13 protein-coding genes are annotated in these 19229 nt (G+C 66.1%); all 13 read left to right on the forward strand.

Annotation, left to right across the window (positions count from 1 at the left end; translation table 11 throughout):
- Positions 1-106 precede the first annotated feature (106 nt).
- The 13 genes from V6M89_RS02565 (at position 107) to V6M89_RS02625 (ending at position 19186) form a co-directional block, all read left to right on the forward strand.
- Positions 107-1615, forward strand: a complete 1509-nt coding sequence (locus tag V6M89_RS02565; protein WP_332851679.1) for a CoA-acylating methylmalonate-semialdehyde dehydrogenase — start codon at positions 107-109, stop codon at positions 1613-1615.
- Positions 1616-1678: 63 nt separating this feature from the next.
- On the forward strand, positions 1679-2041 hold the full coding sequence (locus V6M89_RS02570) for a hypothetical protein (RefSeq protein WP_332851680.1): 363 nt from the start codon (positions 1679-1681) through the stop codon (positions 2039-2041).
- A gap of 226 nt (positions 2042-2267) precedes the next feature.
- Positions 2268-3473: a saccharopine dehydrogenase family protein gene (locus V6M89_RS02575; protein WP_332851681.1), complete on the forward strand. Its 1206-nt coding sequence runs from the start codon at positions 2268-2270 to the stop codon at positions 3471-3473.
- Positions 3474-3490: 17 nt separating this feature from the next.
- Positions 3491-4984 (forward strand): aldehyde dehydrogenase family protein, encoded by a 1494-nt coding sequence (locus tag V6M89_RS02580; RefSeq protein WP_332851682.1) that lies wholly within the window; start codon positions 3491-3493, stop codon positions 4982-4984.
- Positions 4985-5105: 121 nt separating this feature from the next.
- The gene (locus V6M89_RS02585; protein WP_332851894.1) at positions 5106-6473 is read left to right on the forward strand and encodes a DUF1329 domain-containing protein; all 1368 of its coding nucleotides are present in this window, start codon (positions 5106-5108) and stop codon (positions 6471-6473) included.
- 27 nt (positions 6474-6500) lie between these two features.
- Entirely contained in the window at positions 6501-8129 is a 1629-nt protein-coding gene (locus tag V6M89_RS02590; RefSeq protein ID WP_332851683.1) for a DUF1302 domain-containing protein, read from the forward strand.
- A 13-nt stretch (positions 8130-8142) separates the two neighbouring features.
- On the forward strand, positions 8143-10557 hold the full coding sequence (locus tag V6M89_RS02595; protein ID WP_332851684.1) for an efflux RND transporter permease subunit: 2415 nt from the start codon (positions 8143-8145) through the stop codon (positions 10555-10557).
- A 15-nt stretch (positions 10558-10572) separates the two neighbouring features.
- Complete coding sequence (locus V6M89_RS02600) at positions 10573-11562, forward strand: WD40/YVTN/BNR-like repeat-containing protein (protein WP_332851685.1); 990 nt, start codon at positions 10573-10575, stop codon at positions 11560-11562.
- Between the two features lie 143 nt (positions 11563-11705).
- Complete coding sequence (locus tag V6M89_RS02605; protein ID WP_332851686.1) at positions 11706-13133, forward strand: amidase; 1428 nt, start codon at positions 11706-11708, stop codon at positions 13131-13133.
- A 1-nt stretch (position 13134) separates the two neighbouring features.
- Entirely contained in the window at positions 13135-14478 is a 1344-nt protein-coding gene (locus V6M89_RS02610) for an APC family permease (protein WP_332851687.1), read from the forward strand.
- An 18-nt stretch (positions 14479-14496) separates the two neighbouring features.
- Positions 14497-16047 carry a flavin monoamine oxidase family protein gene (locus V6M89_RS02615; RefSeq protein WP_332851688.1) on the forward strand — a complete coding sequence of 517 codons (1551 nt, stop codon included), beginning with the start codon at positions 14497-14499 and terminating at the stop codon, positions 16045-16047.
- Between the two features lie 139 nt (positions 16048-16186).
- Entirely contained in the window at positions 16187-17722 is a 1536-nt protein-coding gene (locus tag V6M89_RS02620) for an aldehyde dehydrogenase family protein (protein ID WP_332851689.1), read from the forward strand.
- A gap of 27 nt (positions 17723-17749) precedes the next feature.
- A complete protein-coding gene (locus tag V6M89_RS02625; RefSeq protein ID WP_332851690.1) occupies positions 17750-19186 on the forward strand; it encodes an amidase in 1437 nt (478 codons plus the stop codon).
- Positions 19187-19229: the final 43 nt, after the last annotated feature.

Consider the following 19229-nt stretch of genomic DNA (forward strand, 5'->3'; position numbering starts at 1 on the left):
CGCACGCGGGAATCCATGCTTCGCTGGAGGGGATACTCGGCATGGGTTCCCGCCTGCGCGGGAACGACCGGGGATTTTTTACTCAAACAATACAGGAACACCGCATATGGAATCGAACAACCTCATCGGCCACTTGATCGACGGCCAGGATGTCTACGGCACCGGCCGTTCGCAATACGTCTACAACCCGGCCACCGGCGCGGCGGAGAAGCGCGTGCTGCTGGCCGACCGGCTAACCGTCGAAGCCGCCATCGCTTCGGCCCAGGCCGCGTTTCCGGCCTGGCGCAACACGCCGCCGCTGAAGCGCGCGCGTGTCATGAGCAACCTGAAGCAGCTGCTGGAGCAGCACGCCGACGAGATCTGCCAGCTCATCACGGCCGAGCACGGCAAAGTGCTCAGTGACGCCATGGGCGAGCTGCAGCGCGGCATCGAGAACATCGAGTACGCCAGCTACGCGCCGGAGCTGCTGAAGGGCGAACACAGCAAGAACGCCGGCCCGTCCATCGATTCCTGGAGCGAGATGCAGCCGCTGGGCGTTGTGGCCGGCATCACGCCGTTCAACTTCCCGGCGATGGTGCCGTTGTGGATGTGGCCGCTGGCCATCGCTTGCGGCAACACCTTCGTGCTCAAGCCGTCGGAACGCGATCCCTCGTCCACCTTGCTGATCGCCCGCCTGGCGCTGGAGGCGGGCTTGCCGCCGGGCGTGCTCAATGTCGTCAACGGCGACAAGGAAGCGGTCGATACGCTGTTGCTCGATACGCGCGTACAGGCGGTCAGCTTCGTCGGCTCGACCCCGATCGCCCAGTACATTTACGCCACCGGCACCGCGCAGGGCAAGCGCATCCAGGCGCTGGGCGGAGCCAAGAATCACGCGGTCGTCATGCCGGACGCCGACATCCCGCAAGCTGTCAGCGCACTGATGGGCGCGGCCTACGGCGCGTGTGGCGAGCGCTGCATGGCGATCCCGCTGCTGGTGGCGGTCGGTGATGCGACGGCCGACGCCCTGATCGCCGGCCTGCGCACCGAGATCGGCAAGATGCGTGTCGGCCCAGGCGACGATGCGCGCAGCGACATGGGGCCGCTGGTCACGCGCCAGCACTACGACAAGGTGCGCGGCTATGTGGCGAATGGCGTGGCCGAAGGCGCGACGCTGCTGGTCGACGGCCGCGAGATCGAACTGCCGAAGGGCTACGAGGATGGCTACTACCTCGGTCCCTGCCTGTTCGACCACGTCACGCCGAACATGCGCATCTACCAGGAAGAGATTTTCGGCCCGGTGCTGGGCGTGGTGCGGGTCGCCTCGCTGCAGGCAGCGATGGATCTGATCGACGCGCATGAGTACGGCAACGGAACCTGCATCTTCACCCGCGACGGCGAGGCGGCGCGTTACTTCAGCGACGGCATCCAGGTCGGCATGGTGGGCGTGAACGTGCCGTTGCCGGTGCCGGTGGCCTATCACTCCTTCGGCGGCTGGAAGCGTTCGCTGTTCGGCGATCTCGGCGCGTATGGTCCGGACGGCGTGCGCTTCTACACCCGGCGCAAGACGATCACCCAGCGCTGGCCTTCCGCCGGCCTGCGTGAAGCCGCGGTGTTCAGCTTCCCGTCTAACCAGTAAGGAGCTGAACTCGCGCCTGAGCGGCAGGTCTAATTGATCTCGACCATCCTCTCTGGAGACATCATGAAGAACCCTGCTGGCAAGCTAGTCCTCCTGGCGTTCATCGGCGCCGTGGCGGCGCATGAGGCGGGCGCCGTCGCGCTGTACTGGACCAAGACGCCCGTCAAGAGCGGCTCCGTTAAAACCTGCCTGGGATTCGCGTCCGACGCCATGCGTGGCACCGGCATGCAGGGCATACGGGTATCGAGCATGGAGGTGGCCGGTTCGCGTGGCAATGCCTACGTTGCCATCACCTGTGTGAACACGGCGCCACGTGCTACGGCGGTCGTCATGGTCGCGGGTAACGAATTGGGAGAAACGCGCCAGCTCAGCGAGGAGCTGCAAAGGAAAATCGCCGGCATCACGCTGATCGACGACTCGCAATAAGTCATCGACTCGGCATACCGCTTATGCCAGCCCCACCACTCCTGCTGGAGTGAGTGGGGCGCTCGCGTTCGCGTGTTCGCATGGCAGCCGCAGCTGTCGTAAAAAAGCGAATAAAAGATCAGTTTTTTCAAAAGTATTTGCGGACTTGATCCGCTTTTCGGGTACTATTTTTCAAAAGCCGACTAATTGTTCGGTTTGTGATGCAAACGATAAAGGAGCACTACCAATGGCAAAGAAGGCAATCATCTCCATCCTGGGCGGCGGCGGCATGATGGGGCAGGGCATCATCCGTGACCTGCTGTCCGACCGCAGCATTGTGGAGATCGGCGAAGTACGGGTATTCGATAGCGACCGCAACCGCATGACGGCCCTGCGCGACGAACTGGGCGATGCCCGCCTGACGCTGCACGACCTGGACGTGGCCGATCCCACGGCACTGGCGCGCGCGCTGGCCGGTTCCGACATTTGCGTCAACTCGGTGCCGACGCTGGCCGGACACCAGATGGCGATCTTCGAAGCGGCGCTGGGCGCCCGCGTCGATTATGTGGACCTGGGCGGCCTGGGCACCTTCACCGTCAAGCAGCTGCAATGGCAGCAGCGTTTCCGTGACGCCGGCGTGGTGGCGGTGCTGGGCGTGGGCGCCGATCCCGGCATGTCGAACGTGATCTGCCGCGCCGTGGCCGACGAGCTGGACGAGATCGACAGCATCAACCTGTACTGGGCCGCGACGCTGACCGGCGATGAGAATCCGGTGCTGGTGCCGCCGTACAGCGTATCGACCGTGCTGGCCGAGTATGCCCATCCGTGCCTGCAATTCCTCGATGGCCGGCATGTCGAATGCGCGCCGCAGACCGGTGTCGAAACCATCGACCTGCCGGCGCCGTGGGGCAGTTGCGAGTTCATGTACTCGATCCACTCCGAGCAGCTGACCGTGCCGCTGGCCGACGGTATCCGCGAAAAAGGCATCAAGGAATTCACCTGGAAACTGCACCTGCCGCATCGCGAGCATGAGGCGTGGGTAGGGCTGGTCAAGGCCGGCTTCGGCGACTTCGACCGCACGGTGGACATCAACGGCGTAGCGGTGCGTCCGCTTGACGTGCTCAACGCCGTCATCCAGCGCAACATCGCCGAGAACCAGGAGCGTATCCCGCAGCAGAAGAGTCACGAGATCCATTTCGCCATCGGCCGTGGCCGTGTCGGCGGAAAGGCCGCGACGGCGCGCTGCCAGGTCATCGTCCGTCCCAACGCGATGTACGAGGGCTATGTGGACGCGGCCACCTCGATGAACGCATCGATCGCGGTGCAACTGATGCTGAGCGAGCCGCGCCGTCCCGGTGTGTATGCGCCGGAAGCGTACTTCAACGCGGTCAGCTATTTCCGCGAAGCGGAGAAGCGCGAGTTCGACATCACCATGACGCGCGACATCGGCTGAGCGGACGGAGAGCAACCATGCGCAACCTGCTTTATATCGACGGCGCCCTGGTCGAACCGGCCCGCGGCGGATTCCTCGAGGTGATCGATCCGGCCACCGGCGATTGCTTCGCGCTGGCCGCCGCCGCGACCGAGGCCGATGTCGATGCCGCCGTGGCCGCCGCCCGTCGCGCCTTCGACCACGGCCCATGGCCGCGCATGCCGGCCGCCCAGCGCGCCGCCGTGCTGCGGCTGGTGGCCGGCGCCATCCGCACCGACCTGGAGGAACTGGCGACACTGGAAATGCGCGACAACGGCAAGCCGCTGAAGGAAGCGCGCGGCGACATCGCCGACGCCGCCTACTGCTTCGACTACTACGCCGACATGGCCGAACAGGCCGAGGCCGAAGGCGACGCCACGCACGATGTCGGCGACGACCGCTTCCATTGCCGGGTACGCAAGGAGCCGCTGGGCGTGGTGGGCGCGATCACGCCGTGGAACTTCCCGCTGCTGATGGCGGCGTGGAAGGTGGCGCCTGCGCTGGCGGCCGGTTGCTGCGTGGTGCTCAAGCCGTCCGAGTTGTGTCCGCTGACGTGCGGCGCGCTGGCGCACTACCTGCACGAGGCCGGCTTGCCGGCCGGCGCATTCAACCTGCTGACAGGGACCGGGCCGGACGCCGGCGTCCCGCTGAGCATGCATGCCGGCGTCGACAAGCTGGCCTTCACCGGCTCGCAGGCGACTGGCACGCGGGTGATGCAGGCGGCGGCGCCCGGCATCCGCAACGTCAGCCTGGAGCTGGGCGGCAAATCGCCGTTCATCGTGTTTGCCGACTGCGATCTGGACAAGGCAGTCGAGTGGATACAGTTCGGCGTGTTCTGGAACCAGGGGCAGATTTGTTCCGCCACCTCGCGCCTGCTGGTGGAACGGCCGATCTACGAGGCCTTGCTGGCGCGGCTGGTCGCGGCGGCGCAGCGCATCCTGATCGGTCCCGGCGATCTCGACGGCGTGCAGATGGGGCCCATCGTGTCGGAAGGGCAGCGGCGTCGGGTACTGGAAGGTATCGAGCGCGGCAGGGCCGAAGGCGCGCGGCTGGTCAGCGGCGGTTGCAGCCCACCGCAACTGGTGCGCGGCTATTTCGTCCAACCGACCATCTTCGCCGACGTCCCGCTCGACAGCTGGATCTGGCGCGAAGAAGTGTTCGGCCCGGTGTTGTGCGTGCGCCCGTTCGACACCGAAGCCGAAGCGCTTGCCGTCGCCAACGACAGCCGCTTCGGCCTGGCCGGAGCGGTGATGTCGGCCGACCTGGAACGGTGCGAGCGGGTGGCCAATGCGCTGCGTGCAGGCGTGGTGTGGATCAACTGCTCGCAGCCGACCTTTACCCAATTGCCGTGGGGCGGCTACAAAGCCTCCGGCATTGGCCGCGAGCTGGGGCGGCACGGCTACGAAGCCTATCTGGAGGTGAAGCAGATCACCCGCTTCGACGCCAACGCCGACTGGAACTGGTACCAGCCGGCGGCAGTGATAAGCAAATAGTCCAATTTACAACGCTGTACAAAAACGTGTGGAAAACTGAATATTTATTCGGTTATAGTCTGCACATAAAAATAATCCAAACGGAGACAAGAAGATGGTTAAGCAAACACCTTACGGCGTCATGCGCCGCTTGATACTCGGCGGCTTGTGGCTGGCCGGCGCCAGCGGCGCCGCAATGGCCGCCGACGCGACCCAGCTCGGCACCACGCTGACCCCGCTGGGCGCGGAAATGGCAGGCAGCAAGGACGGCCGCATCCCGGCCTGGAAAAACGAAGTCCAGTCCACCGACGGCTGGGCCTGGGGCAAGCCGCGCAAGGAGTTCTGGAAATACAAGAACGATGCATCCCAGTACACGATCAACGCCGCCAACATGGCCCAGCACGCCGATGTGCTGACGCCGGGCCAGATGGCGCTGCTCAAACAGAATCCCGGCTTCCAGATGGACGTCTACCCGACCCGCCGCAGCTGCGGCGTGCCGGACTTCGTCGCCGACAACACCCGCAAGAACGTCGCCAGCGCCAAGATGGGCGCAGACGGATGGAGCCTGAAGGCCGCCGTCGTACCCGGCATTCCATTCCCGCTGCCGACCACCGGCGCCCAGGCGATGATGAACATGAAGCTGCGCTATCGCGGCGTCGGCGTCGAATACCAGAATGGCTACACCATGGTATCGCCACGCCGTGGCAGCGAGGACTGGATCACGGCCGGCTACGAGCAGAACTATTTCTTCCCGACCGGGAAGAAGGGCTCGTTCAACCTGAGCGACGTCGGCAATGTCGAGTACTACACCTACTTCACCTACAAGTCGCCGGCCGCGCTGGCCGGCCAGGCGCTGGCCGCCAACATCCTGTTCGATAGTTCGAGCAACGAGACGTTCTACTATTTCCCCGGCCAGCGCCGTGTGCGCCGCCTGCCGGCCTATGCCTACGATGCGCCGCAGATCGGCTTCGAGAACCAGTACCTGCTCGACGAGACCGCGATGTTCACCGGCACGCTGGACCGCTTCGACTGGAAGATCGTCGGCAAGAAGGAAGTGTTGGTGCCGTACAACGCCTTCGGCGCGTATGACTTCAAGGCTAAGATCTCGGACGTGGTCGGCCGCAACGCGCTGGCCGCCAGCGCCCGCCGCTACGAGCTGCACCGCGTGTGGGTGGTCGAGGCGACGGTGAAGCAGGGCGCGCGCCACGTGTCGCCGAAGCGCACCTACTACCTCGATGAAGACAGCTGGAATGCGGTACTGGCCGAGGACTATGACGTCCAGGGCGCGCTGTGGAAGGTCCGTGAAGGCTATCTGGTACCGGTCTACGAGACGGGCACCTGCGATGTGCTGGCCTTCAGCCAGTACAACCTGCCGGAAGGCCGCTATGTATTCGACTTCACCACCGTCGGCGCTGGTACCGACGTCAAGTGGCTGACGGAAAGCCGTGGCGAACGCACCAAAGCGTCGTTCTTCACCTCAGAAAACCTGCGCGCCATCAGCGACCGCTAATCCGTCCACCACATTCCGGAGTCTTTTATGAACAAGCCGTTTATCATGGCCTGCGCGATCGGTACGTCCGTCGCCAGCCTGGGCGTGCGCGCCGAAACCTTTAGCAACGAGTACGTCAAGGGCAGTTTCGATTCCACCATCAGCATCGGCACCGGCATCCGCACCCGTGGTCCGAATCCGACCCTGGTCAGCGCCGGCAATACCGGCGGGCCGGAAGGCCAGTTGTCGCCAACCAGCGGCCTCGGCGACCAGGGCGACCTGAACTACGGCAAGGGCGATGCCTTCACCACCTACCTGAAGGGTTCGCACGAGCTGCTGCTCAGCTTCCCTGAGGGCATTACCGCGATGGGCCGGGTCAGTTGGCTGCGCGATTTCACGGCCGCCCATACCACCGGCTGGACCAGCGTCGGCACGCCGCCCGGCTTGGACGGCAACCTGTCCGACGATGCCCGCAAGGACTTGCGTTTCAAGGCCCGCGTGCTGGACCTGTGGGTCAGCAAGCGCTTCGACATCGACGGCCACATGCTGCGCATCCGCGCCGGTAACCAGGTGATCAGCTGGGGCGAAAGCCTGTTCATCCCCGGCGGCATCAACGTCACCAACGCGGTCGACCTGATGCGCCTGTCGCAGCCGGGCACGCAGCTGAAGGAGGCCATCCTGCCGGCGCCCATCGTCAGCGCGGCCGCGGGCCTGGGCAACGGCTTCAACGCCGAAGCCTATGTGCAGCTGGGCTGGAACGCCAACTACATGCCGCCGACCGGCAGCTACTGGTCGAACTACAACGGCATCGGCGCCGGCCACGACGACTACTTCCTGCAAGAGACCAAGGCCAGGAACGGCGGCCAGTGGGGGCTGTCGCTGCGCTACCAGCCGCCCGGCACGCAGCTGAACCTGGGCGCCTACGCCATCAACTACCACGACAAGTCGCCATCGTTCACCTTCAACAATCCGAATGGCGCGCTGGGCTGGGTGTATGGCGAAGACCGCAAGCTGTACGGCATGTCGGCCAACTTCCCGGTCGGTAACTGGGCGGTCGGCGGCGAATTCTCCTACCGTCCGAAAGACGCCGTGACGATCAACTCGGCCACCACCGGCTGCGCCTCGCAGGGCGGCAAATGCTGGGTCGACACCACCCGCATGCAGGCGGCCGTCACCGGCATGTTCAGCCTGACGCCGGACACCGCGTCGACCCTGCTGGGCCTGTTGCACGCCGATTCCGGCAACTTCATGGCGGAAGCCGTGGCGATCCGCTTCCCGGACATGCAAACCCAGTACGGCGACGACCTGGTGTCGGCCGGTGGCTGGGGCTGGGGCCAGGAGTATTCGGCAGCAGGCACGCCGAAGCAGGTCGGCACGCGCAACTCGTCGGGCGTGAACTTCGACTTCAGCTGGGTGTATGACGGCACCTTGATCCCCGGCTGGCAGGTGGTGCCGGAGGTGTACTACTTCCGCGCGCTCAACGGCCGCACGCCCAACGGCGCGGCGACGTTCATGAAGGGAGCGCAGTCGGTCAACTTCACGGTCAGCTTCATCCAGAACCCGGCCAACTGGCAGGCCGCCATCAACTACGCCCGCTTCATGGGCGGCAAGACGGTGTTCGACCAGCCTTACCGCGACCGCAGTTTTGTCGGCCTGACCCTTTCGCGCAACTTCTGACCGGACCGTAACAATGACATTTTCCCCCGCCCGTTTATTGGCGCGCTTTGAAACGGTCTGCTTCACGCGGCGCAACTGGTTGATGGTTGCGCTGCTGGGACTGACCGTGCTCATGGGCTGCCTGGGTTGGCGCCTGCGGATGGAGGCCGGCTTCGAGAAACAGATGCCGACCAACCATCCGTATGTCGAGACCTTCCATACCTACCGCGACGATGTGATGGGCGCCAACCGCCTCAACATCGTGGTGCGGGCGCGCACCGGCACCATCTGGAGCGCCGCCGGCCTCAAGCGGCTGTACGAGGTCACCCAGGCCGTCACCTTCCTGCCGAACGTGGAGCGGCTGGGCGTGCAGTCGCTGTGGACGCCCAACACCTTCGTCAACGAAATCACCGAGGAGGGCTTCCGTGCCGATCCGCTGATCGACGGCAGCATCACCCCGGACCGGCTGGACGCGGCCGCCATCGCCGGCATCCAGGCGGCGGCGGTGCAGGGCGGCTTCGTCGGCACGCTGGTGTCGCGCGGCCAGGACAGCGCCATGATCAGCGCAGAACTGCTGGAGTCCGACAAGGACGGCCACAAGCTGGACTACGTCGCCTACAACGCCATCCTGGAGCAGCTGCGCCAGCGTTACGAGGACCAGGACTTCAGCATCGAGATCATCGGCTTCGCCAAGCAGGTCGGCGAGATCGCCGATTCGGCCAAGTCGGTGCTGCGCTTCTTCGGGCTGGCCCTGCTGCTGACGGCCGGTGCGGTGTACTGGTATTGCCGCTCGGTGCGGTTCACGCTGCTGCCGATTGTCTGCTCGCTCAGTTCGCTGGTGTGGCAGTTCGGCGCCCTGCATCTGCTGGGCTTCGGGCTGGATCCGCTGGCGGTGCTGGTGCCGTTCCTGGTGTTCGCCATCGGCGTCTCGCACGGCGTGCAGCAGATCAACTACATCGTTCGTGAAGTCTCGCTCGGCAAGAGCTGCATGGATGCTTGCCGCGCCAGCTTCTCCGGCTTGCTGATACCGGGCACGCTGGCGTTGGCCACGGCCTTCGTCTCCTTCGTCACGCTGCTGATGATCCCGATCCCGATGGTGCGCGAACTGGCGATCGCCGCTTCGCTGGGCGTGGGCTTCAAGATCATCACCAACCTGGTGATGCTGCCGGTGGCGGCCTCCTACTGCCGCATCGACCAGTCCTATGCCGACGCCGCGATGGTGCTGCGCGAAAAGCGGGCCGGCTGGCTGCGCGTGCTGGCCCGCGTGGCCCGGCCGCGCAACGCGGCGATCTGCCTGGCCGTGGTGGGCGCCATCTTCAGCCTGGCCGTGTGGCAGAGCCAGGGGCGGGTGGTGGGCACGGTGGAGCCGGGCGCGCCGGAACTGCGGCCGGACGCCCGCTTCAACCGCGACGCCGTCTCCATCGCCAGCAACTACGACACCGGCCTCGATTGGTTGACCGTGATCTTCGAAGCCAAGGCGATCTCAGGTGCAGGCGACTCGTCGGCCCCGGCGGACGGGCAGGGCGTCGGTTTCTGCGGCAATTCCAACATCGGCCTGTTCCAGGATCGCTTCACCTGGGCCATGCAGCCGGTGCCGGGCGTGCTGTCGATCGCTTCGTTCTCGGACCAGATGAAGCAGTACAACCGTGGCTACAACGAAGGCAATCCGAAGATGGAGGCAATCCCGCTGGACTCCGCCAACTTCGCGGCGCTGGCCACCGAAATCGCCCGCACCCGTGGCACCATGCGCAAGGATTGCAGCATGACGGCGGTGCACCTGTACCTGACCGATCACAAGGCCGTCACCATCAACCGCGTGATCGCCGCCGTCGAGGCGTTTGCCGCCAGCCAGTCGGCGCCCGGCATCACCATCCGTCTCGCTTCCGGCAATGCCGGCGTGCTGGCGGCGGTCAACCAGACGCTGGAGCACAGCGAGCTGCCGATGATGTTGTGGGTGTACGCCGCCATCGTGTTGCTGGTGCTGGTTACTTACCGCGACCTGCGGGCCGTGCTGGCCTGCTGCCTGCCGCTGACGGTGGGCACCTTCATCGGCTACTGGTTCATGAAGGAGCTCAACATCGGCCTGACGGTGGCGACGCTGCCGGTGATGGTGCTGGCGGTCGGTATCGGCGTCGATTATGCGTTCTACATCTACAACCGCTTGCAGATGCACCTGGCGAACGGACTGCCCATCGTCAAGGCGGTCGAGCAGGCCATCCTGGAAGTGGGCACGGCGACCATCTTCACCGCCGTCACGCTGGCCGTGGGTGTGGCGACCTGGTCCTTCTCGGCCCTGAAATTCCAGGCCGACATGGGCAAGCTGTTAGCCTTCATGTTTATGGTGAACATGATCATGGCCATGACCGCGCTACCGGCCTTCGCCGTGTGGCTGGAACGTTTATTTCCACGCAAGACTCCGGCCCGCGCGCCGGGTCTGCTCCAGCATTGAACCGACGGAGACGCCATGAACCGTAACTTGAAACACATATGGGCCGGACTGTTGGGCGCCGCCGCGCTGCTGCCGTTCGCCTGCGGCGCCGAACCGTCCGCCTGGCCGGTGGGATTGCATGCGGCCGCCAAGGTGGCCCATGCCGGCCAGGCCGGCATGCTGGCCACCGCCTGGGCCGGCAAGCGCATCGTCGCGGTCGGCGCGCACGGCGTGGTGCTGCTGTCGGACGACCAGGGCAAGCAATGGCGCCAGGCCGGCAAGGTGCCGCTGGATGTCACGCTGACGTCCGTATCCTTTGCCAACGACAAGGAAGGCTGGGCGGTTGGCCATGCCGGCGTGGTGCTGCACACCAGCAACGGCGGCGAGGAATGGTCGGTGCAGCGGAGCCAGCCGGAGCAGGATCGTCCGCTGTTTGCCGTACATTTCTTCGATGCGCAGCATGGCGTGGCGGTCGGCCTGTGGTCGCTGGTGCTGACCACCACCGATGGCGGCCGCCACTGGACCACCCGGGAACTTGAAGCGCCACCCGGCGCCCGCCGCGCCGACCTGAACCTGCTGGGCTTGTTTGCCGGCCAGGGCGGGGCGCTCTATGCCGCCGCCGAAAAAGGCTATGTGCTGCACTCGGCCGACCAGGGCCTCAGCTGGAACTACCTACCCACCGGCTACAAGGGCTCGTTCTGGGCCGGCACCGCGTTGCGGGACGGCGGCCTGCTGGTCGGCGGCCTGCGCGGTGCGCTGTACCGCAGCGGCGACGCCGGCCAGAGCTGGACCCGCGTCGCCACCGGCAGCACCGCCTCGATCACCAGCGTGGTGCGCACCGGCAGCGGACACGACGTGCTGGCAGTGGGCCAGGACGGCCTGGTCCTGCGCAGCGCGGACGACGGCGCCAGCGTGCAGGGCAGCTACCGCACCGACCGCCTGCCACTGTCGGCCGCCTTGCCGCTGGCCGGCAACACCCCACCCATGATGTCCGCCCGTGGCCCGGCCCCGGCGGACCAGCATTAGCCGGTGCCCATCAATGGCCACCACCCCGTCATTCCCGCGAAAGCGGGAATCCATACTTCGCCGGGCAGGACGCTCAGCATGGGTTCCCGCTTCCGCGAGAACGACGATGGTACTTATTAGATTGACCTTACAAGGACACGAACATGTACAAACCCGATGAACTCTGCTACCTGCCCGCTACCGAGGCCTTGCAGCTGTTCCGCTCGCGCGACCTGTCGCCGGTGGAGTTGCTGGATGCCTGCCTGGCCCGCGCCGACCAACTTGAGCCGGTATTGAACACCTTCAGCGCCCAGCGCCGCGAGGAAGCCAAGGCCGCCGCGCGCGACGCCGAGCTGGCCTACGGCGGCCGTGGCGCCGTACCGCGTCCGCTGGAAGGCATCCCGGTGTCGCTGAAGAACGAACACACGCTGGTCGGCTGGGTCACCACCAAAGGCTCCTGGCTGCAAGGGAACACGCCGGACACGGTCAACGCCCCGGTCAGCCAGCGCCTGCTGGACGCCGGCGCGGTGATCCACGCGCAGACCAATGTGCCGGAATTCTACATGGCCGGCTTCACCCGCTCGGTACGCCACGGCGTGACGCGTAATCCGTGGAATCCCGAGATGACCCCCGGCGGCTCCAGCGGCGGCAGCGGCGCCGCGCTGGCGGCGGGCTTGACGGCGCTGGCGTCCGGTTCGGACATCGGCGGCTCGATCCGCATCCCCGCCAGCTACTGCGGCGTGGTCGGCCTCAAGCCCAGCTACGGCCGCGTGCCGGTCACGCCGATCGGCTACGCGCTGCATCCGATGAACCACATCGGCCCGATGGCGCGCACCGTGGCCGATTGCGCGCTGATGTTCAACATCATGAACGGTCCGCATGTGCGCGACCCGGCCACCATCAGCCCCAAGCTGGAGGTGCCGCTGGACTTCCTGCCGGTGAAGGGCTTGCGCATCGCGCTGTCCTACGACCTGGACTTCTGCAAGGTCCATGCGGATGTGCGCAAGTCGATGGACCAGGTGGTGCAGGCGCTGCGCGCGCAGGGCGCCATCGTCGAGCAGGTGACGCTGGGCTGGGACAGCAGCGCCGCCGATGCGCTGGAGCACCGGCTGGGCTACGAGACCGGCCGCGCGTTCGCCGTCCGCATCCTGGAGCAGGAGCTGGAAACCAGCGACTACATCCGCCACTTCGCCGCCGCCGGCCTGTGCATGACGGGCGAGCAGTACCTGGCCGCCGACGTCACCACCGGCCGCATGTACGACTCGCTGGCCGAGGTGATGACCCGCTACGACGCCCTGATCTGCCCAACCATGGGCGCCATCGGCGCCGTGGCCGAAGGCGAGCGCGACAGCATGGCGGTGCTGCGCAACGACGCGCTGACCTTCCCGTTCAACCTGCTGAGCCGGCACCCGGTGCTGAGCGTGCCGTCGGGTATCGCCAGCAACGGCATCCCCACCGGCGTGCAGGTGGTCGGCCGCACCTTCGACGAGACCACCGTGTTCCGCATCGGCGCGGCGGTGGAGGCGGGCGTCTGGCAAGGCAAGCGTCCCGATCCGGCCATGACGGCCCGCCATCCACTTGGAGCATCCTGACATGTCCGACGCCACTCCGAACGGCAAGCTGAAGCGCGCGCTCAGCTACAGCGACCTGGTGTTCTACGGCCTGGCCTACACCGCGCCGGTGGCGCCGCTGACCATGGCCGGCTTCGTCTGGACCGTGTCCGGCGGCCTGCCGATGCTGGCCTATGTGCTGGGCGCGCTGTGCGTGTACTTCACGGCCAGCAGCTATGCGGTGATGACCTCGGCCATGCCCAGCGCCGGCTCGGTGTACGGCTTCGCCAGCCAGACCATGGGCCGTTTCGCCGGCTTCATCGCCGGCTGGATGATATTGCTGGACTACCTGCTGGTGCCGGCCTTTACCTACGCGCTGTGCGCGGTGAGCCTGGAGGAGCTGTTGCCGCACGGCGACCGCGCCACCTGGATCGTGGCGACCGTGGCCGCGACGTTTGCGGTGAACTGGTTCGGCATCAGCGTGACGTCGCGCGTCAGCTTCATGTCGGTGGTGCTGCAACTGCTGGCGGTGCTGGTCATCGTAGGGATGTGCCTGTTCGCGCTGTTCGGCGGCCACGGCAGCGGGGCGCTGACGCTGGCGCCGCTGATCGACGCCGGCAAGTTCCACGGCGCCAGCGTGCTGGCCGCCACCTCGATCTGCGTGATGTCCTACCTGGGCTTCGATGCCGTCTCGACGCTGGCCGAGGAAGTCAAGGATGGCAACACCCGCGTGGTCGGCAAGGCCATCATGACCAACCTGGCCATCACCAGCGGCATTTTCGTGCTGACCTCGTGGGTGGTGGGCAATCTGTTGGTGGGTTTCCCGGTGCAGGATCCGGCCACGGTGATCTACGAACTGCTGGCCGCCATTGCCGGCCACAAGGCTTCGCTGGCGCTGGCGTGGTTCCTGATCCTGGTGGTCGGCGTGCCGAACGTGCTGCCGATGCAGGTGGGCGTGGCGCGTGTGCTGTTCGCCATGGGCCGCGACCGCAGCTTGCCGTCGGTGCTGGCCAAGGTGCACCAACGGCACGGCAACCCCTACGTCGCCATGATCGTCTCGACCACCATCTCGCTGGGCATCGCGCTGCTGATGCGCAACAACATCAGCGACTTGGCGATCTTTATCAGCGTTGGCGCGCTGGTCGGCTTCCTGTTCGTGCACCTGTCGGTATTGGCGCATTTCGGCCGGCATGGCGGACGGCGCTGGTGGGCGCATGTGATCGTGCCGCTGTGCGGGCTGTCCGCCGTGCTGATTATCCTCATCAACCTGAACGCCACGGCGCTGACCGTGGGTGGCTGCTGGTTCGTGGCCGGTTTGGGTTACTGGCTGTTTTCGCGACGCAGCCAGGACGCTTCCCGCGACGTTTTCCAACAGAGCAACCCATAACCATTAGAAAGAGACAACATGGCACATTCTCCTTTGAAGCGTATCCTGGCCTCCGTCATGGAGGTGGCCCGCCTGCGCAAGCGGCACGGCCTGTCGAGCGAAGCGGCGCTGGCCTTGCTGCGCGAACGGCGCGCGTTGCTCAAGCTGTCGGCCGTCGGCTCGGCCGCTGTGCTGGCCAGCGGCCCGTTGATGGCGGCAAGCCGCGTCCGCCGTGATCGCAGCGATGTGCGCGTGGTCGTCGTCGGCGGCGGCCTGGGCGGCCTGGCCTGCGCTTACGACCTGAAGAAGGCCGGCATCTGCGCCACCGTGTATGAAGCGTCGGACCACCTGGGTGGACGTTGCTCGTCCAATACCACCAGCTTCCCCGGCCAGGTGGCGGAAAACGGCGGCGAGCTGATCGATACTGGTCACCATGAACTGCGCCTGCTGGCCGCCGAACTGGGCCTGACGCTGGACGACCTGAACGCCTACGATGAGGAGCAGGGCGGCGAGCTCACCTTCTGGATCGACGGCGCGCGCTACACCTGGGACGAGCAAGTGGTCGACTTCGGCGCCTTCGCCGATCAGATCGACGCCGACAACCAGGCGGCGCCGTGGCCACAGACCTACGACAGCCACAGCGCGCGCGGCGCGGAGCTGGACAATATGTCGGTCACCGATTACATCAGCGCCTATGTGCCGGGCGGCCTGGCTTCGCGCCAGGGCAAGCTGTTGAAGCTGCTGATGGATGCCTCGTCCGGCATCGCCGCCACCGAGACCAGCGCGCTGGATCTGGTGGGCTTCTTCGCCGCCAAGGCATCGGACGAGCGCTTCCACATCCGTGGCGGCAACGACCAGCTGGTCAGCCGCATGGCGGCCACGCTGAACAACGGCCAGATCATCAAGAACCATGCGCTGACCCGCATCGTCAAGAACGCCAACGACAGCTACAGCCTGACCTTCAAGAACGGCGCCAACACGGTCCAGGTGCAGGCCGACCACGTGGTGCTGGCCTTGCCGTTCTCCATCCTGCAAAGCGCCGTGGACTACAGCGGCGCCGGCTTTGATGCGCGCAAGGTCGACACCATCCGCAACTTCCGCATGGGCATGCACTCGAAGTTCCAGATGCAGTTCGAACGCCGCATCTGGCGCGAGCAGGGCTACACCGGTCTGAGCGACAACGACACCGGCTACCAGATCAGCTGGGAAGTCACGCGCGCCCAACCTGGTACGGCCGGCATCCTGACTTGTTTCTCTGGCGATGCGGTGGCGGTGGCGATGAACGACAAGCCGATCAACCGCAAGGCGGCCGACATGTTGAACGGCCTGAACCTGACTTTCCCCGGCATCAAGCCTTTGTGGAACGGCCGCGTGGTGCTGAACTACTGGCCGGGCTACCAATGGACCAAGGGCGCCTACACGGCGCATCCGAAGGGCAGCTACACCACATGGTATGGCTATGCCGGCGTGCGGCAGGGGAATTGCCATTTCGCCGGCGAGCACGCATCGGTGCAGCATTCGGGCTTTCTCAATGGCGCGGTGGAAACCGGCCAACGCTGCGCCAAGGTCATCGCCCTCGCCGTGCATTGATACCGCGTCATTCCCGCGAAAGCGGGAACCCATGCTGAGCTTGCTCCAGAGCGGTTCTATGGAGGGAACGCATGCAGTGCATGGGTTCCCGCCTGCGCGGGAACGACGGGGCGACTTAACTTAGATAACTGGAACCAAGATGCACGTGAATTTTTCCTGTTTCACTCCGCTGCGCGCGCAGGTCTACCTGGACGGCGGCTATGTCGAGCCGCTGACCGGGCAGGCCAAACTAGCCGTCAATCCGGCCACGCTGGCGTCCGTGGGGCGCTACCCGGTGTGCGCGGAAGCCGATGTCGAGCGGGCGGTGGCGTCGGCCAACCGCGCGCAAAAGCTGTGGAAGCAGACCGACACCGCCAGCCGCGCCGCGCTGCTGCACGCCATCGCCCACGCGCTGGAAAATGCCCCCATCCGCAGCGAGGTCGCCAAGCTGATCTGCCGCGAAATGGGCAAGCCTTATCCGGATGCGTATGGCGAACTGTCGATCTGCGCCTCGGTGTTCCGCTACTACGCGGAGATGGCGCGCGACGATGGCGGCAAGGTGGCCGGCACCAACCAGGCCGGCTCGTTCCAGCACATGCGCTACGAACCCTACGGCGTCAGCGTGCACATCTTGCCGTTCAACTATCCGATCCTGCTGTTGTGCTGGACCGTGGCCGCATCGCTGGCCGCCGGCAACGCCTGCATCATCAAGCCGGCCGAGGCGACCGCGCTGTGCACGCTGCGCTTCATGGAATACTTCGCCGCCTTGCCGCCCGGCCTGGTGGCCTGCCTGCCCGGCGACGCCCACACGGCGCAATTGCTGATTCAATCGGCCGGTACCCACGCGGTGGCCTTCACCGGCAGCGTGGCGGCGGCGCGCGCCGTCGGCGTGGCTTGTGCCGAGCGCATGAAGCCGTGCGTGCTGGAAGCGGGCGGCAGCGATCCGATGATCATCTCGCGCCACGCGCCGCTGGAAGTGGCGGCGGCCGGTTGCGTCAACTCCGCCTTCCTGCTGAGCGGACAAGTGTGCACCTCGTCCGAACGCTTCTTCGTGGTCGACCAGATCCACGATGATTTCGTGGCCGAGTTCGCCCGCCGCACGGTGCAGCTGCGGGTCGGCGACGGCATGGGCACGGCGGAGATCGGCCCGCTGGTCAGCCAGGCCGCGCGCGACAAGGTGGCGCGGCTGGTGCTGGAGGCGGTGGAGCAGGGCGCCAAGATCGTCTGCGGCGGCCGCATACCGCCGGACTGCCCGCCCGGCTGGTTCTACGAGCCGACCATCCTCACAGGCGTGACGCCGCAGATGGCCATCATGCGCGAAGAGTGCTTCGGCCCGGTGGCGGCGATCTGCCGCGTGGCCGACTTCGACGAGGCGCTGCGGCTGGCCAACGATTCCGAATTCGGCCTGGGCGCCTCGGTCTTCACCACCGACCTGGCCGAGGCCATGGAAGCGGCCAACCGGCTGGAATCGGGCATGGTCTGGATCAACAACCCGCTGATCGACAACGATGCGCTGCCTTTCAGCGGCAGCAAGATGTCCGGCCTGGGCTGCGAGCTGGGCCGGCAGGGACTGGACGCCTTCCGCCGCAGCAAGATGGTCATCCTCGATCACCAGCCGCGCATCCACGACTGGTGGCTGCCCCGCCCGGACGCGGCGTTTTACCCGGCCCAAGCGGCCGCAACCGAAGAGCAATGACTGAATAACGACTGGACTGGACATTTCATGCAACACACAAACTACCTGCCCGCCACCGAACTGCTGGCGCAATTCCGCACCGGAACGCTGGACCCGGCCGACTACCTGGAAACGCTGATCGAAGCGGCCCACCGTCAACAAGCGACGGTGAACTGCGCCGCCAGCCTGCACCTGGACGCCGCCCGCGCGATGGCGCTGGAGGCGCGCCGCCGCTATGCTGAAGGCACGGCCCGCCCGCTGGAGGGCGTGCCGGTGATCATCAAGGAAGAGACCAGCGTGAAGGGCTGGCCGCGTCCGCTGGCCTCGCTGGTCTACCGCGACAAGATCGCCACCGAGAATCATCCCATCGTCGACAAGCTGCTGGAGGCGGGCGCGATCCCGTACTTCCAGGCCACCAATCCTGAATTTTGTGTGCTGGGCCATACGTGGAGCAAGCTGTACGGCGTGACCGGCAATCCGTGGGCGACCGCGTATTCCTGCGGCGGTTCCAGCGGCGGCTCCGGCGCGGCGCTGGCGGCCGGCGTGGCGCCGCTGGCCACCGGCAGCGACATGGCCGGCTCGATCCGCCTGCCGGCCTCGCTGTGCGGCGTGTACGGCTACAAGCCGCCGTTCGGCCGCCTGGCCTGCGCGCCCGGCGACGAATACATGGCGCAGGCGGTGGAGGGACCGATGACGCGCACCTTCGACGACCTGGTGCTGATGCAAAACGTGCTGGGTGGCGCGCATCCGAACTCCTATACGACGCTGCCGTTCACGCCGCTGCCGACCGAATACGGCGACCTGCATGGCGTGCGCATCGCCTACAGCCCGGCGTTCGGCCATCCGGCGCTGGCCGACGACATCCGCCGCAATATGATGACGGCGCTGGACGGCCTGCGCGAGCGCGGCGCCGTGATCGAGGAGGTGGCGCTGCACTGGGACCTGGAAGAGGTCAACCGCGTCTTGCTGGAAGGCTTGCGGGCGCTGTTCGTGGACGAGTTCATGCGCGACATCCCGCACGCCGAGCTGCACAAGCTGAACAGCTACACCGCCGACCTGCACGAAAAAGCCGGCGGTCCGCGCGCCTCGGTCATGCCGAGCGCCGCGCTGGGCCAGCGCCTGCAACGCGAGATGCAGGGCAAGGTCTGGGGCAAGGGCTACAGCGCTTTCATCTGCGCCTCGATGCTGACCACCGACCTGGCCGCCGACCAGGACCCGGTCGCCGAGCCGCTGCTCGACATCAACGGCCACCAGATCGACGCCTACCTGGGCTGGTGCCTGACGCCGCCGTTCAACCTGCTCAACCGCTATCCGGTGATGGCGGTGCCGACCGGCCTGTCCGAGCTCGGCGTGCCGACCGGCATGCAGATCGTCGCCAACGCCTACGACGACGAGACGGTGTTCCGGATCGGCGCCAACCACGCGCGGGCCGGCACGTCGCAGCTGTTCATTGAACGCTTTCCCACCATGGGCCCGGCAGCTTGAACTGCTGTGGCATAATCGGCGCTCTGCGCCGCTCTTCGAACAG

This window comes from Duganella sp. S19_KUP01_CR8 (assembly GCF_036688705.1).
Taxonomy (GTDB): domain Bacteria; phylum Pseudomonadota; class Gammaproteobacteria; order Burkholderiales; family Burkholderiaceae_D; genus Rugamonas.

Excerpts from the sequence above, each read along its gene's own strand:
- V6M89_RS02620 (WP_332851689.1), top strand. The coding sequence starts at position 16,187 with ATGCACGTGAATTTTTCCTGTTTCACTCCGCTGCGCGCGCAGGTCTAC.
- V6M89_RS02615 (WP_332851688.1), top strand. The coding sequence starts at position 14,497 with ATGGCACATTCTCCTTTGAAGCGTATCCTGGCCTCCGTCATGGAGGTG.
- V6M89_RS02610 (WP_332851687.1), top strand. The coding sequence starts at position 13,135 with ATGTCCGACGCCACTCCGAACGGCAAGCTGAAGCGCGCGCTCAGCTAC.
- V6M89_RS02565 (WP_332851679.1), top strand. The coding sequence starts at position 107 with ATGGAATCGAACAACCTCATCGGCCACTTGATCGACGGCCAGGATGTC.
- V6M89_RS02625 (WP_332851690.1), top strand. The coding sequence starts at position 17,750 with ATGCAACACACAAACTACCTGCCCGCCACCGAACTGCTGGCGCAATTC.
- V6M89_RS02605 (WP_332851686.1), top strand. The coding sequence starts at position 11,706 with ATGTACAAACCCGATGAACTCTGCTACCTGCCCGCTACCGAGGCCTTG.
- V6M89_RS02585 (WP_332851894.1), top strand. The coding sequence starts at position 5,106 with ATGCGCCGCTTGATACTCGGCGGCTTGTGGCTGGCCGGCGCCAGCGGC.
- V6M89_RS02575 (WP_332851681.1), top strand. The coding sequence starts at position 2,268 with ATGGCAAAGAAGGCAATCATCTCCATCCTGGGCGGCGGCGGCATGATG.
- V6M89_RS02600 (WP_332851685.1), top strand. The coding sequence starts at position 10,573 with ATGAACCGTAACTTGAAACACATATGGGCCGGACTGTTGGGCGCCGCC.
- V6M89_RS02590 (WP_332851683.1), top strand. The coding sequence starts at position 6,501 with ATGAACAAGCCGTTTATCATGGCCTGCGCGATCGGTACGTCCGTCGCC.
- V6M89_RS02580 (WP_332851682.1), top strand. The coding sequence starts at position 3,491 with ATGCGCAACCTGCTTTATATCGACGGCGCCCTGGTCGAACCGGCCCGC.
- V6M89_RS02595 (WP_332851684.1), top strand. The coding sequence starts at position 8,143 with ATGACATTTTCCCCCGCCCGTTTATTGGCGCGCTTTGAAACGGTCTGC.
- V6M89_RS02570 (WP_332851680.1), top strand. The coding sequence starts at position 1,679 with ATGAAGAACCCTGCTGGCAAGCTAGTCCTCCTGGCGTTCATCGGCGCC.